Below are 15,097 nucleotides of genomic sequence, written 5' to 3' on the forward strand. Positions count from 1 at the left end.
TACTTTTTTACATTTCTCTACCCAAATATCCATTATTTGCGGAGAGATTGGATTAAGATAAAACCTATGTTTAGGGTTATCCCGCACTTCAAGGAGAACACATGAGTGACAGCCGCAATCAGTTGATGCCCCTGTCATTATCGGCGCCAGGGGTCAACCTCGGTGCTTATATCAGCACTGTCAATCAGATTCCGATTTTAACGGCCGAACAAGAAAAAGAGTTGGCTGAACGCTATTACTATGACCAAGATTTAGATGCAGCAAAAATGCTGGTCATGTCACATTTGCGTTTTGTGGTGCATATTGCACGCAGTTATGCAGGTTATGGTCTGCCACAAGGCGACCTGATTCAGGAAGGCAACCTGGGTCTGATGAAAGCTGTAAAACGTTTTGACCCGAATATGGGCGTACGTTTGGTGTCATTTGCTGTGCACTGGATTAAGGCGGAAATTCATGAATATGTGATCCGTAACTGGCGTATTGTTAAAATCGCCACCACCAAAGCGCAACGTAAACTATTTTTTAATCTGCGTAGCCTGAAAAAATCATCGAAAAAGTTGACCCTCGCAGAAGCACAGTCGATTGCCAATGATTTAAATGTCACACCAGAACAAGTTCTGGAGATGGAAGGCCGTTTGACGGCATATGATGCTGCTTTTGATGCTTCCGGCGATGACGATGATGAAGGTTCAACTTATGTTGCACCGGCTTTATATCTTGAAGATAACCGTTATGATCCGGCCCGTCTGATTGAAAATGAGGATTATGAGGAACAAAGTACCTCTGCCCTGCACGAAGCCATGGATCAGCTCGATGATCGTTCACGTAATATCTTGCAGCGCCGCTGGCTAGATGACGAGAAATCAACCCTGCATGAGCTGGCCGCCGAATATAACGTTTCCGCGGAACGTATTCGTCAGCTGGAAAAAAATGCCATGGAAAAAATTAAAGTGGCAATGTCCTCCAATTAATACCAAATTCTGTTATTGATTTAATCTGAAAAAGCCTTCTTTGATGAAGGCTTTTTTATGTCCGAATTTTGAATTTATGCTAAGGTTGAGCGCAAACTTTATCAGGAAGATCAATTCAAATGTGGATTGCGATTTCAGCACTCAACTTGGCGCTTGCCGTGATGCTCGGTGCCTTTGGTGCACATGGTTTAAAAGCGCGCGCGACTGAAGCCCAGCTCGGCTGGTGGCAAACGGCAACGGATTATTTTTTCTATCATGCCTTAGGTTTGCTTATTCTGGCCTTGCTCGCGAAAGTCATTCCGACACTCCCGATTCAATGGAGTTTTTGGCTAATTCAGGTCGGTATTTTATTATTTTCTGGTTCACTGTATATCATGGCCTTGGGTTTACCACGTGGATTAGGCGCAATTACGCCAATTGGTGGTGCTTTAATGATTGCAGGATGGTTAATTCTGGCTTGGAATGCTTTAAAATACGCCAGATAAGTCTGAAAATCACTTAATCATGGAGGGTAGCTAGAATGATGATTTATATCAATGGCGAACAACAGGAAACTCACTGCAAGAATCTGCTGGAACTGATTCAGAGTATGGCGCTTGAGGGTAAGCGTTTTGCAGTTGAAGTCAATGAAATGATTATTCCTAAAAGCAGATTAGGCGATACGCCGATTTGCGATACAGACAAAATAGAAATTATTCACGCGGTCGGTGGCGGCTAATACTCGGGACGATTATGCAAGATTTATTACAGATTGGTTCACGCCAATTCCAGTCTCGCCTTTTGGTAGGCACAGGCAAATATAAAGATTTAAATGAAACTCAGCAAGCCATTGAAACCAGTGGCGCAGAGATTGTTACTGTCGCGATTCGTCGGGTCAATATTGGACAGCATCCAGATCAGCCGAATCTGCTGTCAGTCATTCCTCCGGAAAAATATACCATTTTGCCGAATACCGCAGGTTGTTTCGATGCCAATAGTGCCGTTCGCACCTGTATGCTGGCACGCGAACTCCTTGATGGCCATAATCTGGTCAAGCTTGAAGTTTTAGGCGATGAAAAGACCTTATATCCGAATGTGACTGAAACCTTGAAAGCTGCACGTACCTTGATTGACGATGGCTTTGAGATCATGGTCTATACTTCGGATGATCCAATCGTGGCGCAAGAACTGGAAAGCATGGGCTGTGTGGCAATTATGCCTTTGGGCAGCCTGATTGGTTCGGGCTTGGGAATTCTCAATCCACATACCCTGTCGATTATTAAAGAAAATGCCAAAGTGCCTGTACTGGTCGATGCTGGTGTCGGTACCGCAAGTGATGCCGCAATTGCGATGGAACTGGGCTGTGATGGTGTACTGATGAATACGGCGATTGCGGCTGCACAGAATCCGGTACTCATGGCCTCAGCCATGAAAAAAGCAGTCGAAGCTGGCCGTGAAGCTTTTCTGGCCGGCCGTATGCCACGCAAACGTATGGCCAATGCCAGCTCGCCGGAAACTGGTTATTTCTTTAAATAATATTTAAAGTCTTGGATCATTTTTCAAATAAGGATTCTCAGGAGTCCTTATTTTTTTGACTAAAATTCATGCGCACAATTTAAGCTTAAATCATTCAGCTATTTGATCGAGCTTTTATAATAATGAACACTCGATAATAAAAATAAGGATGTACGCTGGCGCTACTCAACTGCAACGCGATGATCGACGTTCAAGTCTCATCAGCGATTTCATTTAAAGAATATTGATTTTGTTAATTTCTATTCACACTTTAATGATGAAGACTGACAAATAAAAACCGCTTTCAATAAAGCGGTTTTTTTAAGCCTGATGATGAATACTCATTTATGGAATTAGACCTTCATCTCGCATTGCAATCTGTACAGACTGACGCTCTGCGACTTTATTGCGGATATGAATAATATTCTTATACGGACTTAAATCATGCTCAATATGATTCGACCAATTGGTCAACACAAACAGATAAGCATCGGCTGGGCCAAAGTTATCATCAACCAGATAGTCATTGTCTGATTCAGCAATCGCTTTGTCGATATAGCTTAATAGACGATCGACTTCTGCATAGGCTTTTTTCTTTTCATCATCGGATAACTTGCCACCAAAGAACACCGCATAAGCATCATGCAATTCTGAATTGAGATAACCCAGCCATTCCAGAACTTTGGCACGTCCCATACCAGATGGCGGAATCAGATCTTGTTTTGGATCGTGTTGAGCCAGAAAAGGTAAAATGGCTACGTTTTCTGTCAGGATCAGACCAGGATTAATTTCTAAGGCTGGTACATAGCCTTTAGGATTAATTTCGTAATAATCCGTACCTTTCTCTGTTTTATGTGTTTTTAAATCAACACGTTCCAAATCAAAATCGACATTAATTTCATTTAAAATAATATGAGCTGCCAGTGAGCATGCACCCGGCGAATAGTAAAGCTTCATTTCTGATCCTTGTTATACACTTCTCTATGTTTTAAATCGCTTCTGTCAAACTTTCAAGTGATCAAACCTGTAAATTGCAAAAAAGCGTAACTGCCCCTCAGGACATTTACTCATTCAATATTCAGGAAATTAACGGCTTTTTCAAGCCCATCTCTGTAGATTTTTGACCGCATCTGTTTAAGATACCCAGGTTTTCCAAATTTAGATGATATTTCGTGATTAGCCTTAAAAAAGAAGAATGGTTTTCCAATGTCCGGACGGATGTACTCGCAGGTTTGGTGGTTGGACTGGCCTTGATTCCCGAGTCGATTGCCTTCTCTGCAATTGCTGGCGTCGATCCGCAGGTCGGTCTCTATGCTTCGTTTTGTATTGCTGTGACGATTGCTTTTTTTGGCGGCCGCCCTGCCATGATCTCAGCGGCTACGGGTGCGATGGCACTGCTGATGATTACGCTGGTAAAAGACCATGGACTGCAATATCTGCTGGTAGCGACTATTCTGACCGGAATTATTCAGGTCATTGCCGGTTATTTTAAAGTGGCCAAGTTGATGCGCTTTGTTTCGCAAGCTGTGGTGTATGGATTTTTGAATGCATTGGCAATTCTGATTTTTGTCGCACAGCTTCCCGAGATGCAAAAAATGGATGGGATGGGCTATCTGTTTATTGCCATGGGTCTGGCGATTATCTATCTATTTCCTTATCTGCCTAAAATTGGTAAAGCCATTCCTTCTCCGCTAATTTGCATCATCGTGCTGAGTGGACTGGCGCTGTTCTTGGGTACAGATATGCGAACCGTGAGTGATCTGGGGCAATTTCCGGACACCTTACCAATGTTCCTGCTGCCAGAGATTCCGCTCAATCTGGAAACCCTACAAATTGTACTGCCTTATTCATTGACGCTGGCGACTGTCGGTTTGCTGGAAAGCATGATGACCACGACTGTAATTGATGAAGTCACCGGAACTGAAGGTGACCGTCATCAGGAATGTCGTGGTCAGGGTATGGCCAATATTGTCAGTGGTTTTATGGGTGGCATGGCCGGTTGTGCCATGATCGGTCAATCGATTATTAATGTGTCTTCCGGTGCACGAACCCGTTTATCGACGCTGATTGCCGGTGTATTTTTGCTGTGCCTGGTGGTGTTTCTGAAAGACTGGCTGGCTTATATTCCGATGGCGGCTTTGGTGGCGATTATGGTGATGGTCGCCTTTACCACTTTCCAGTGGGGTTCAGTCAAACAATTCAATAAACATCCGCTGGAATTTAATGTGGTTATGATTGCGGTGGTGCTGGTGGTTTTAGCCACCCATAATCTGGCACTGGGTGTATTTGTTGGCGTGCTACTTTCTGCCCTGTTCTTTATTAATAAACTGGAAAGAACCGTGCATGTATCTACCCATTTAAATTCAGCTCACTCCCGCAGCTATATTATTTCCGGACAGATTTTTTTCAGTAGTTCAGAAAAATTCTATCAGTTCTTTGACTTTAAAGAAAAGCTTGCACATGTCGAGCTGGATCTGACCCATGCACATATCTGGGATGTGACTTCAGTCAATATGCTGAATAACGTCATCCAGAAATTTAAAGCTCAAGGTATAGAGGTGACCGTGATTGGTTTAAATGAAGCCAGCAGCACCTTGATTGACCGTTTTAGGAGCTGAGGCATGATGATTAATAAAAGAGCCTCGCTTGGCTCTTTTATTATATCTGGAAGATCTTGCCGATTTTTATGGAGAAATACCGAGAAAAGTTTGACTTGCTCGGCTCAGGACTTAAAATACCGCATTCTGAATTTTTAGATTTGCCAAAGTTATGTCGAACGATCAATTAGACCAGCAAGTCGTGGAGCTGGACAATTTAAGCGAGCACCGTGAAATCGTGACGTTTATGCGCCGCTCAATGCCGCTGAACACCTCTCAACGTACTGCGCTTGAACAATATGGTCACTTAATTTTGGAATATCCGGTGGGCGATTTACGTCAACACTTTGAACATCCTGAGCGTCCTTTAACGGTAGAAATCGGTTTTGGTATGGGCCGTTCTCTGGTGCTGATGGCCAAGGCCAATCCCGAGCGTAACTTTGTCGGGATTGAAGTTCATGTACCAGGCATTGCGCAGTGTATCTATGAAGCAGGTATGGCCGGCGTAACCAACTTACGTGTACTGGATGCTGATGCGATTCAAGTGCTGCGTGAAATGCCGGACAATAGTATCAATACGGTTCAGCTTTACTTCCCTGATCCATGGCAGAAAAAACGTCATTTTAAACGTCGTTTTGTTTCACATGAACGTATGCCACTGGTTGAGCAAAAGCTGGAGCTGGGCGGCACCTTCCATGCTGCAACGGATTGGGAACCATATGCAGAATGGATGCTTGAAGTTCTGGAAGAACGTCCACGTCTGGAAAACCTCGCAGGTAAAGGCAACAGCTATCCTCGTCCTGACTGGCGTCCACAAACCAAGTTTGAGCGTCGCGGCATTGAAGCCGGTCACAAGATTAATGACTTTATCTTCAAGAAAATTTCTTAATCTAGGTCTAAAAAAGCGCTGAAATGTCAGCGCTTTTTATAGAAAAAATTTGTCGTTAAGCCAAAATATGACAGCAAAAACGATACCTATGGTAGAGCTTAAAAAGAAAAACAGCCCTTCATCTTTATGCCATGTCCATTTTTTATTATTTTTTTCGTCTTTTATCCAGATTGAAAAATTCAGCACATTTATTTTTGGTGATGTTCTAAAATCTGCTGGCTCAACAACTGATAGACATTTTGTAAATCTGCTCGCTGCCGATTCGCCAGCATCTGCTGATGCATATTCAGGATATTTTGATCACCACGCATGGCGGGGCCAGTCTGCATTTGCCTTGGATCATTTTCTGTGGCTTTATGGGCAGTTTCTAGTATTAAGGGATACAGCAGACTGAAATCGACCTGCTCAGCATCTACAATCTGCTTCGCCATATCATAACAATAATTACTGAAATTACAGGCAAATACTGCGGCCAGATGCAAACTTAAGCGTTGTTCAGAGCTATAGTGATAGACTCTATTGCTTAGGCTATTTGCTAGATCATGCAGTTTTTCTTGATCTTCAGCATTATCCGCTTCAATAAATAAAGGCGTATTCGACCAGTCGATGTCACGCTCCAGACTAAAAGTCTGTAAAGGATAAAATACACCTGAACGTGGGTGAACATCCTGCAAAACGTTTAAGTGGGTACTGCCAGAAGTATGTACGATCAACACATCAGGAAGATAGGCATGTACCTGCTCGATGACAGATCGAATGGATTGGTCACTGACAGCAATGATTAAAAGATCAATTTCGGAATGCAGTAATTCAGGAGCGTTGATTGCCTGAGCCTTAAATTTAGATGCCAGCTGTTCTGCCTTGGCAAAACTACGGCTATAGATTTGTACAAGCTCATGCTGTCCATTTAAGCCTTGGGCAAGATGAAAGGCAACTCGACCTGCCCCAATAATACTAATCCGCATTTACTGATCTTCCAGAATAATTGCGCACAGCATGCCAATAAAAAAAGGACGAAGCAATTCGTCCTTTTTATGTGAATCAGATTTTAAAATTTACGTAGCGTTAAAATCTGCTCACTGCGGCCAAATGGCCCATGAAGATCATGTAAAATTCCACTGGTTAAACCAATGCCATCTTCACCATATTGCTGTAGCACTTCTAGTCCTAGCCATGTGCCTTTAGGTAAACGATGCAAATGAATCTGCAAGTCCAGATTTGGAAAGCCCCATCCCGCATTTGGATCCTGACGCGGCACCACGCCATTGGCTGTATCCACCATTCCCATCAAACGGCTAAAGTCGCTGGTCGTCTGACCTTCTACCATTTCCAAGGCATTGGATAACCAGACAATACCTTTGCCCGCACGATGATCGACATGGGCACGGGTATTAATACTTTGAATATAACCACCTGGCCAGCAGCGCATCCCTTCCCACACCGGCAGGTCTTCAGGGTGCTGAACCGGAAAATCTTCCAGACCGGCGATCGCACGGGTATCCGAAGTCATCATTTTCCAGGCACGTGCCACAATACAGGTTTTCCCGTTGGCACACATTTCTGCTTCAATAAGCTCGATGGTTTTACCCGGACGAATCATGCGCGTAGTAATGGAAAATTCACCAAAAGCAATCAGTCCAAAGATATCCAGACTCACCCGGCCAATGCGCATCTCTGCACGTGGCTGAAACTGTTCCAGTTCTGCACAAATAATGCCAGTCGCGGGCGCCATATGCTGCTCATGCGGATTCCATGCACCTTGCGCATGAATATTAGATTCATAATAAGCAGTGCTGCTGCCATCGGCATGCTGTTCGCGGTTGATGAAACGATAGTAGGCTGACATTGTTTTTACACTTCCTTGAATCTTATATTTAAATTTCTAGTTAACTGTTTCAGTTAGCTATGCTTATTTCTGTATAAAAAAAGCATAATAATTCATGATTTGACAGTAAATTTTGCTATGTTTAAATCCGACTTTGGTTAAAAGCGCTGCTAAATCTTGGGCAGAGATTAAATGAAAGTCCTGCTGTAACCGTTCAAGCATTTTTTCGCTTTGTTGAATACTGAGTCCTGTCTGCTGTGCCATTTTTTGCAAGATTTTTAATTCAGTTTTATTTTCAGGTTGCATCAAGTCATAGGTTAACAGGATTCCATCGGTCTTAAGACTATCGGATATATCCTGAAAAAATTCAGTTTTATTTTCTGATGGAATAAAATGTGCCACCAAAATTGCTAGAGCCGCATCGAACTGATTATCTTGATTTAAGCTTTGTGTATCTGTCTGAATAAAACGAATCCGCTGCGATCCCAGGTCTAACCCAATATTTTTCTGCGCCTGTTCCAGCATAGTCGCCGATGGATCAATTGCAGTAAATGTCCAGTTTGGGTGGCGTTGCAACAGATAAGATAGCTCATAGCCTGTCCCGCAACCAACCACCAATATATGGGCAATTTCGGGTAAATGAGTGGTTAGAATGGCATCAATTTGCTGATGTACCAGTTCATAGCCGGGAATCAGTTTACGGATGTGCTCATCATAATTAGCGACGACGAGTTCACTATGGAAGTTTTTTGCCATATTTTCACTTTACCTCACACCATTCAACAGACTAAAGAGCATTAGGTTTATCAGTTATTACAATATTGATAAAGATTCCATCTAAAGGTTTTAAATTTTCGACCATTATCCTAAATCTAATCACATGACAGGCGACATGAATGTCGCCATTTTGCTGAAGGAGATGGATGTCCCTTCAGCAAAATAAAGGGCTTTTGTTTATTTTGGCCCATCAAAAGTCAAAGCATGGCCTACACGTTAAAATCAAAATCTTTCTTTCTAAGTGAGGCTGTGCAGATCTTTCGCTTTTTCTTAATAGTTTCTCTTCAACTTTTTTTAATGATAAAAAAGTTGAAGAATTCACCAATCTCAAAAACTAAACAATACTTAAGCTATTTCCTTTAAGTTCAACTCTTCACGCATAAATTCACGCAATTTAAACTTCTGCGCCTTACCGGAAGCTGTCATCGGGAACTCATGGAAGAAACGCACATAGCGCGGCACTTTATTGTGTGAGATATGCTCGGCACAATACTGGCGAATAGTTTCTTCAGTACACGGATCGTTTTCATGCAAAATGATGCAGGCACAGAGTTCTTCACCATACTTATGATCTGGTACACCAATCACCTGAACATCTGAAACTGCAGGATGGGTATAAAGGAAGTCTTCAATTTCTTTGGGGAACAGGTTTTCACCGCCACGAATGACGACATCCTTGATTCGCCCCTTGATTTTGACAAAGCCTTCATCATCCATTTCAGCAATATCACCCGTATGCATCCAGCGCGCATTATCAATTACTTCTGCAGTTTTATCCTGATCTTCCCAATAACCAAGCATCACCGAATAACCACGCACACAGAGTTCACCGAGTTGTCCGCGCGGCACCACCTTGCCATCTTCATCGACAATTTTCACTTCCAGATGCGGATGTACCCGGCCGACTGTCGTAACACGCTGTTCAATGGAGTCTGCGGTAGAGCTTTGCGCACTGACCGGTGCGGTTTCAGTCATGCCATAACAGATGGTAATGTCTGACATATGCATCCGGTCAATCACACGTTGCATGATTTCCTGTGGACATGGACTGCCGGCCATAATGCCGGTACGTAAACTGCTCAGATTAAATTCATCAAACTGTTCATGCTCAAGAATGGCAATAAACATGGTCGGCACCCCATAAGCCGCCGTACATTTTTCTTGTTGAATGGCTTTGAGGGTTTCCAGAGGATTGAAAACGGCAGATGGATAAATCATGGCTGAACCATGGGTAATACAGGCCAGATTTCCCATCACCATACCAAAGCAGTGGAACAGTGGTACCGAAATACAAACCCGATCTTCTGGACTTAAATGAATGGCTTCACCGACAAAATAGCCATTATTTAAAATATTGTTATGGGTCAACATGGTACCTTTCGGATTCCCCGTTGTACCCGAGGTGAACTGAATATTGATGGTTTCATCAAACTGCAATTCACTCGAAACTTGCTGCAATTTTTCTAAGGCGTTTGCGCTCGGTTCCACCAATAAGTCCTGAAAACGATGTAGACCCGCATATTCCTGTTCATCAATTTTAATCACATGCTTCAAATGCGGCAGACGCTCTGCATTGAGTAATTTACTTTCAGTCTGCATTAGCTCAGGAGCAATTTTAGTCAGAATTTCCTGATAGTCAGTGGTTTTAAACTGCGCTGCAATCACCAGTCCCTTACAGGAGACCTTGTTTAAGACATATTCCAGTTCATTACTTTTATAAGCTGGATTCAAATTCACCAGAATAATCCCGGCCTTAAATGCAGCAAACTGGGTAATGGTCCATTCCACACAGTTCGGCGACCAGATGGCCAGACGGTCACCTTTTTCCAGGCCCAGTTTCTGCAAACTACAGGCAAAAGCATTCACTTGCTGCTGCAACTGCTGATAGCTCAGACGCACATTCTGGTGCAAGCTGACGATTGCATCAGAATATGCATACTGTTCGCATGCCTGATCAAATTTTTCGCCAATTGTCATGCCCAATAAGGGTTGGCTGCTTGTTCCGTAGGCATAGCTTAACCGTACTTGTGTCATTGAATCGATCTCCTTGATTCTTTGTAATTCTGATTTTCAACTCTATTAATTGTTTTTTGACCACGACAACCCTGTCTTCCTGCCTGTTTTTTTGTGTTTTATGCTCCTGCTACTCCCTCCTGTCGACGTACTGCGTTGACACAAAAATCGGCAATCTGTTTGACAAAGTGATCCTTATAATTTTGATCAAACCTGATATTCCGAGATGGATTCAAAGGTTCAATTACCACAAAGGTCATGGAACCAACCACACCCAGTGCTGCGGTATTTAAATCTTCAAATTCAAACTCGCCATTGACTTTTCCTTCAGCCAAAATTTCCTTAATGCTTTGCTTGATTAGCTGTTTACTGTGAAAACGCTCATGTTCCATTTCCGGATCGACCGGTTCAAACATCAACGAATACGCCAACTGGGGGCTGTTCATGGCTCGCTTCACAAAAGTTGTAACAGATTTTTGCAATTTCTGTTTTGGCGATAAATCCGAGGCAGCAATGTGATTTAAAATCTCAATTTCAAGCCGAATTGCTTCTGACAAAACCTGAATCAAAATCTGATTCTTGTTTTCGAAATATCGATACACCAAGCCTGTAGAAACGCCTGCACGTTCTGCAATCGCCTGAATCGACGCCTCTTTAAAGCCCCCTTGAGTAATCAGCTCACGAGCAGATTGCAAGATCGCCAAGCGATTTTGCTCCATTCGTTCCTGCATCAATGATGATCTTTTATAACTCATAAAATTAATCTCAACAAGATAAAATGAATTATAAATCATTTTGTGAATATTGATTCACTTTTTTAAATTTTCGATGTATGTTAAATAACAAGCACAACAAAAATGCTTTTTTGGATACAACAAATAGAACCACAGGATGGATGAACAATGAATTTACAAAGCTTGGATTTCGGTTTGGACGAAACACTTATTGCACTTCGTGATTCAGTGGCTGCATTTTGCGCCAAGGAAATTGCTCCAATTGCTCAACAAGTGGACCGTGACAATGAATTCCCTGCTCACCTTTGGAAAAAATTTGGCGAGATGGGCCTGCTCGGTCTGACGGTCAGTGAGGAATATGGCGGTTCAAATTTCGGTTATCTGGCACACATCATTGCCATGCAGGAAATTTCCCGCGCTTCAGCATCGATTGGTTTGTCCTATGGCGCACATTCTAACCTATGTGTAAACCAGATTAAGCGTAATGGCAGTGAAGAACAGAAACAGCGCTATCTGCCCAAACTGGTATCTGGTGATTATGTCGGTGCATTGGCCATGTCCGAACCCAATGCCGGATCCGATGTGGTCAGCATGAAACTCAAAGCTGAAGACAAAGGTGATCATTACCTGCTGAATGGTTCGAAAATGTGGATCACCAATGGCGGCGATGCCGATGTACTGGTGGTCTACGCAAAAACCGATTTACAAGCCGGGGCCAAAGGCATGACCGCTTTTCTGGTTGAAAAAAATATGCCGGGGTTTAGTCACGGTACGCACCTAGACAAACTCGGCATGCGTGGCTCAAACACTTATCCAATATTTTTTGACAATGTCGCAGTGCCCAAAGAAAACGTGCTCGGCGGTGTCGGCAATGGCACCAAAGTGCTGATGAGCGGTCTGGACTATGAACGTGCTGTTTTAAGTGCAGGCCCACTCGGCATTATGGATGCCTGTATGGATACCGTGATTCCGTATATTCATGATCGTAAACAGTTTGGTCAGGCGCTGGGTGAATTCCAGTTGATGCAGGGCAAAATTGCTGACATGTATTCCACCTGGCTGGCCTGTAAAGCCCTGGTCTATGCAGTTGGCGCAGAATGTGACAAGGCAGAGCATAGCCGTAGCCTGCGTAAAGATGCCGCCAGTGCGATTTTATATGCAGCTGAAAAAGCCACCTGGATGGCGGGCGAAACCATTCAAACCTTGGGTGGCAACGGTTATATCAACGAGTTTGCTGCGGGACGTCTATGGCGCGATGCCAAACTGTATGAAATTGGCGCAGGCACCTCAGAAATTCGCCGCATGCTGATTGGCCGCGAACTGTTTAATGAAACTGCCTAAAAAATAAATCACAAGAATAGACAAGGATGTTCGGCATGAATCAATTAAAGAGCAAAATTAATATTCGCAGCGACGAATTTAAAAACAACCAGACGGCGATGCAAAATCTGGTCGAAGACCTGAAACAGAAAGTCCAAAAAATTGCCTTGGGTGGGGGTGAAACTGCCCGTCAAAAACATTTGGATCGCGGTAAATTACTAGCCAGAGAACGTATTGATCATCTGATTGATCCTGGCACGGCATTTATTGAAATTGGACAACTGGCTGCCTATCAGGTCTATCAGGACGATGTGCCTGCTGCGGGCGTGGTCGCTGGCGTTGGTCAGGTCAATGGCGTAACCTGCATGATCATTGCCAATGATGCGACTGTTAAAGGGGGCACTTATTATCCACTGACCGTAAAAAAACATTTGCGTGCTCAGGAAATTGCCGAGCAGAATCATTTGACCTGTATTTATCTGGTCGATTCTGGCGGTGCCTATTTGCCGCTACAAGATGAAGTCTTCCCGGATCGTGATCACTTCGGACGTATTTTCTATAATCAGGCACGTATGTCGAGCCAAGGCATTGCCCAGATTGCTGTGGTGATGGGCAGTTGTACGGCGGGTGGTGCCTATGTGCCTGCCATGTCGGATGAAACTATTATTGTGCGCAATCAGGGAACCATTTTCCTCGGTGGCCCGCCACTGGTCAAAGCAGCAACCGGTGAAGTGGTTTCCAGTGAAGATCTTGGCGGTGGTGATGTGCATACCCGCCTCTCCGGTGTAGCCGATCATCTGGCTGAAAATGACCAGCATGCCCTGGAAATTGCCCGTAATATTGTGGCCAATTTAAATAAAAAACCAAATCCGTTGCCTGAACATGTGGAAGCGCCTTTGTTTGATGCTTCAGAGCTATACGGTATCGTGCCAACAGATTCGCGTAAACCTTTTGATGTCCGTGAAGTGATTGCCCGGATTGTCGATGGTTCGCGTTTTGATGAATTCAAGGCTCGATTTGGTACCACTCTGATTACCGGATTTGCCAGCCTATACGGTATGCCAGTCGGGATTATTGCCAATAACGGCATTCTGTTTTCCGAATCTGCACAAAAAGGTGCGCATTTTATTGAGCTGTGCTGTCAGCGCAATATTCCGCTGCTGTTTATTCAGAATATCACCGGCTTTATGGTTGGCCGCCAGTATGAAAATGAAGGCATTGCCAAAAATGGCGCCAAACTGGTGATGGCTGTGGCCAATGCCAATGTGCCTAAACTGACCATGGTGATTGGTGGTTCTTTTGGTGCCGGCAACTATGGTATGTGTGGCCGCGCGTACTCACCACGCTTTATGTGGACCTGGCCCAACTCACGTATTTCAGTGATGGGCGGTGAACAGGCCTCCAGCGTATTGTCGACCTTAAAACGTGATCAGATTGAAGCCAAAGGCGCTAACTGGTCTGCGGAAGAAGAAGACCAGTTTAAACAGCCAATTCGTGATCAGTACGAACGCCAAGGTCATCCTTATTATGCCTCTGCACGTTTATGGGATGACGGTGTCATTGACCCTGCCCAGTCTCGTGAAGTGTTAGGTCTTAGTTTAGCTGCGGCACTGAATGCGCCAATCCAGCCGACCAAGTTTGGCGTGTTCCGCATGTAAGAGGTGAAAAAAAATGACATATCAATTTTTACAGCTCGAACAGCAAAATCAAGTGGCAACAGTCTGGATTAATCGCGCTGAACTGCACAATGCCTTTAATACTCAGGTCATTGAAGAATTGTATCGCTGCTTCCAGTCTTTAAATAGCCGTGATGATGTGCGTGTGGTGATTCTGGCAGGGCGCGGCAAGAGCTTTTCGGCTGGTGCCGATTTGAACTGGATGAAACAGGCCGGTCAGGCTTCTCAAGCAGACAACGAAGCAGATGCATTAAAACTGGCGAAAATGCTGCAAAGCCTAGCGACTTTAAAGCAGCCAACCATCGCCCGGGTGCATGGCATTGCTTTTGGCGGTGGTATGGGTCTGGCATCAGCTTGTGATATTTGCGTGGCCAGCACCGATGCCAAGTTTGCCACCTCTGAAGTACGCCTAGGTCTGGCACCTTCGACCATCAGCCCGTATGTGATTCGTGCGATTGGTGCGCGTCAGGCTTCACGTTATTTCCTGACCGCCGAGCGAATTTCTGCGGAACAGGCCAAAACCATTGGACTGGCGCATGAAGTCACTCCACCGGAACAGCTCGACAGCAAAATTGATGAAATTGTGGAAGCCCTGTTACTCGGTGGCCCAGCAGCACAGAATTCCTCAAAACAACTGATTCAACTGGTCGACCAACAGGTTTTGACCGAAGATTTACTGCTAAAAACAGCACAGCATATTGCCCATATTCGCCAGGGAGATGAGGCGAAAAATGGACTGAATGCATTTTTAAACAAACAAAGCCCGGCCTGGATCAAGACCACGGCATAACAACAAGAAGG

15 protein-coding genes are annotated in these 15,097 nt (G+C 44.1%); 9 read left to right on the top strand and 6 right to left on the bottom strand.

The window, feature by feature from the left end; all coding sequences use genetic code 11:
* Positions 1 to 101: 101 nt before the first annotated feature.
* From rpoH to FTV48_RS05035, 4 genes are all read left to right on the top strand, one after another.
* Positions 102 to 971 carry an RNA polymerase sigma factor RpoH gene (rpoH, locus tag FTV48_RS05020; protein WP_005096567.1) on the top strand — a complete coding sequence of 290 codons (870 nt, stop codon included), beginning with the start codon at positions 102 to 104 and terminating at the stop codon, positions 969 to 971.
* 119 nt (positions 972 to 1,090) lie between these two features.
* Positions 1,091 to 1,456, top strand: coding sequence for a DUF423 domain-containing protein (locus FTV48_RS05025; protein WP_005096565.1), 366 nt, complete (start codon positions 1,091 to 1,093; stop codon positions 1,454 to 1,456).
* A 35-nt stretch (positions 1,457 to 1,491) separates the two neighbouring features.
* On the top strand, positions 1,492 to 1,689 hold the full coding sequence (gene thiS / locus FTV48_RS05030) for a sulfur carrier protein ThiS (protein ID WP_004280105.1): 198 nt from the start codon (positions 1,492 to 1,494) through the stop codon (positions 1,687 to 1,689).
* A gap of 14 nt (positions 1,690 to 1,703) precedes the next feature.
* On the top strand, positions 1,704 to 2,486 hold the full coding sequence (locus FTV48_RS05035) for a thiazole synthase (RefSeq protein ID WP_005096562.1): 783 nt from the start codon (positions 1,704 to 1,706) through the stop codon (positions 2,484 to 2,486).
* A gap of 324 nt (positions 2,487 to 2,810) precedes the next feature.
* Here the strand turns inward: FTV48_RS05035 and FTV48_RS05040 are convergent, their stop codons facing one another.
* Entirely contained in the window at positions 2,811 to 3,422 is a 612-nt protein-coding gene (locus FTV48_RS05040) for a glutathione binding-like protein (RefSeq protein WP_005171574.1), read from the bottom strand.
* 215 nt (positions 3,423 to 3,637) lie between these two features.
* On the opposite strand from FTV48_RS05040, the gene FTV48_RS05045 reads away from it, so the two are divergent.
* Together FTV48_RS05045 and trmB are read left to right on the top strand one after the other, a co-directional pair.
* Positions 3,638 to 5,083, top strand: coding sequence for a SulP family inorganic anion transporter (locus tag FTV48_RS05045; RefSeq protein ID WP_179999570.1), 1,446 nt, complete (start codon positions 3,638 to 3,640; stop codon positions 5,081 to 5,083).
* 151 nt (positions 5,084 to 5,234) lie between these two features.
* On the top strand, positions 5,235 to 5,951 hold the full coding sequence (gene trmB / locus FTV48_RS05050) for a tRNA (guanosine(46)-N7)-methyltransferase TrmB (protein WP_005096556.1): 717 nt from the start codon (positions 5,235 to 5,237) through the stop codon (positions 5,949 to 5,951).
* Between the two features lie 188 nt (positions 5,952 to 6,139).
* Here trmB and FTV48_RS05055 read toward each other — a convergent pair whose 3' ends face one another.
* The 5 genes from FTV48_RS05055 to FTV48_RS05075 all read right to left on the bottom strand — a co-directional run bounded on the left by FTV48_RS05055 (position 6,140) and on the right by FTV48_RS05075 (position 11,321).
* Entirely contained in the window at positions 6,140 to 6,916 is a 777-nt protein-coding gene (locus FTV48_RS05055) for a Rossmann-like and DUF2520 domain-containing protein (protein WP_005171577.1), read from the bottom strand.
* Positions 6,917 to 6,999: 83 nt separating this feature from the next.
* Positions 7,000 to 7,797: a thioesterase family protein gene (locus FTV48_RS05060; protein WP_005096553.1), complete on the bottom strand. Its 798-nt coding sequence runs from the start codon at positions 7,795 to 7,797 to the stop codon at positions 7,000 to 7,002.
* Positions 7,798 to 7,860: 63 nt separating this feature from the next.
* On the bottom strand, positions 7,861 to 8,532 hold the full coding sequence (locus tag FTV48_RS05065) for a class I SAM-dependent methyltransferase (protein WP_005171579.1): 672 nt from the start codon (positions 8,530 to 8,532) through the stop codon (positions 7,861 to 7,863).
* A 366-nt stretch (positions 8,533 to 8,898) separates the two neighbouring features.
* The gene (locus FTV48_RS05070) at positions 8,899 to 10,587 is read right to left on the bottom strand and encodes an AMP-binding protein (RefSeq protein WP_179999572.1); all 1,689 of its coding nucleotides are present in this window, start codon (positions 10,585 to 10,587) and stop codon (positions 8,899 to 8,901) included.
* A 98-nt stretch (positions 10,588 to 10,685) separates the two neighbouring features.
* Positions 10,686 to 11,321: a TetR/AcrR family transcriptional regulator gene (locus tag FTV48_RS05075; protein ID WP_035337915.1), complete on the bottom strand. Its 636-nt coding sequence runs from the start codon at positions 11,319 to 11,321 to the stop codon at positions 10,686 to 10,688.
* 147 nt (positions 11,322 to 11,468) lie between these two features.
* On the opposite strand from FTV48_RS05075, the gene FTV48_RS05080 reads away from it, so the two are divergent.
* The 3 genes from FTV48_RS05080 to FTV48_RS05090 are packed head-to-tail and all read left to right on the top strand — an operon-like array spanning position 11,469 to position 15,086.
* A complete protein-coding gene (locus tag FTV48_RS05080; RefSeq protein WP_179999574.1) occupies positions 11,469 to 12,641 on the top strand; it encodes an isovaleryl-CoA dehydrogenase in 1,173 nt (390 codons plus the stop codon).
* Between the two features lie 35 nt (positions 12,642 to 12,676).
* Positions 12,677 to 14,278 (top strand): carboxyl transferase domain-containing protein, encoded by a 1,602-nt coding sequence (locus FTV48_RS05085; RefSeq protein ID WP_179999576.1) that lies wholly within the window; start codon positions 12,677 to 12,679, stop codon positions 14,276 to 14,278.
* Positions 14,279 to 14,291: 13 nt separating this feature from the next.
* On the top strand, positions 14,292 to 15,086 hold the full coding sequence (locus tag FTV48_RS05090; RefSeq protein WP_074382975.1) for an enoyl-CoA hydratase/isomerase family protein: 795 nt from the start codon (positions 14,292 to 14,294) through the stop codon (positions 15,084 to 15,086).
* Positions 15,087 to 15,097: the final 11 nt, after the last annotated feature.

The sequence above is a fragment of the Acinetobacter sp. YH18001 genome, assembly GCF_013416975.1.
In the GTDB taxonomy this organism is placed as follows: Bacteria; Pseudomonadota; Gammaproteobacteria; order Pseudomonadales; family Moraxellaceae; genus Acinetobacter; species Acinetobacter pseudolwoffii.

What these genes read in the sequence shown, in the direction of transcription:
- FTV48_RS05055 (WP_005171577.1), bottom strand. Translation starts at nt 6,916, where the DNA reads ATGCGGATTAGTATTATTGGGGCAGGTCGAGTTGCCTTTCATCTTGCC.
- FTV48_RS05035 (WP_005096562.1), top strand. Translation starts at nt 1,704, where the DNA reads ATGCAAGATTTATTACAGATTGGTTCACGCCAATTCCAGTCTCGCCTT.
- FTV48_RS05065 (WP_005171579.1), bottom strand. Translation starts at nt 8,532, where the DNA reads ATGGCAAAAAACTTCCATAGTGAACTCGTCGTCGCTAATTATGATGAG.
- FTV48_RS05075 (WP_035337915.1), bottom strand. Translation starts at nt 11,321, where the DNA reads ATGAGTTATAAAAGATCATCATTGATGCAGGAACGAATGGAGCAAAAT.
- trmB (WP_005096556.1), top strand. Translation starts at nt 5,235, where the DNA reads ATGTCGAACGATCAATTAGACCAGCAAGTCGTGGAGCTGGACAATTTA.
- thiS (WP_004280105.1), top strand. Translation starts at nt 1,492, where the DNA reads ATGATGATTTATATCAATGGCGAACAACAGGAAACTCACTGCAAGAAT.
- FTV48_RS05080 (WP_179999574.1), top strand. Translation starts at nt 11,469, where the DNA reads ATGAATTTACAAAGCTTGGATTTCGGTTTGGACGAAACACTTATTGCA.
- FTV48_RS05070 (WP_179999572.1), bottom strand. Translation starts at nt 10,587, where the DNA reads ATGACACAAGTACGGTTAAGCTATGCCTACGGAACAAGCAGCCAACCC.
- FTV48_RS05085 (WP_179999576.1), top strand. Translation starts at nt 12,677, where the DNA reads ATGAATCAATTAAAGAGCAAAATTAATATTCGCAGCGACGAATTTAAA.
- FTV48_RS05025 (WP_005096565.1), top strand. Translation starts at nt 1,091, where the DNA reads ATGTGGATTGCGATTTCAGCACTCAACTTGGCGCTTGCCGTGATGCTC.
- FTV48_RS05090 (WP_074382975.1), top strand. Translation starts at nt 14,292, where the DNA reads ATGACATATCAATTTTTACAGCTCGAACAGCAAAATCAAGTGGCAACA.
- FTV48_RS05040 (WP_005171574.1), bottom strand. Translation starts at nt 3,422, where the DNA reads ATGAAGCTTTACTATTCGCCGGGTGCATGCTCACTGGCAGCTCATATT.
- rpoH (WP_005096567.1), top strand. Translation starts at nt 102, where the DNA reads ATGAGTGACAGCCGCAATCAGTTGATGCCCCTGTCATTATCGGCGCCA.
- FTV48_RS05060 (WP_005096553.1), bottom strand. Translation starts at nt 7,797, where the DNA reads ATGTCAGCCTACTATCGTTTCATCAACCGCGAACAGCATGCCGATGGC.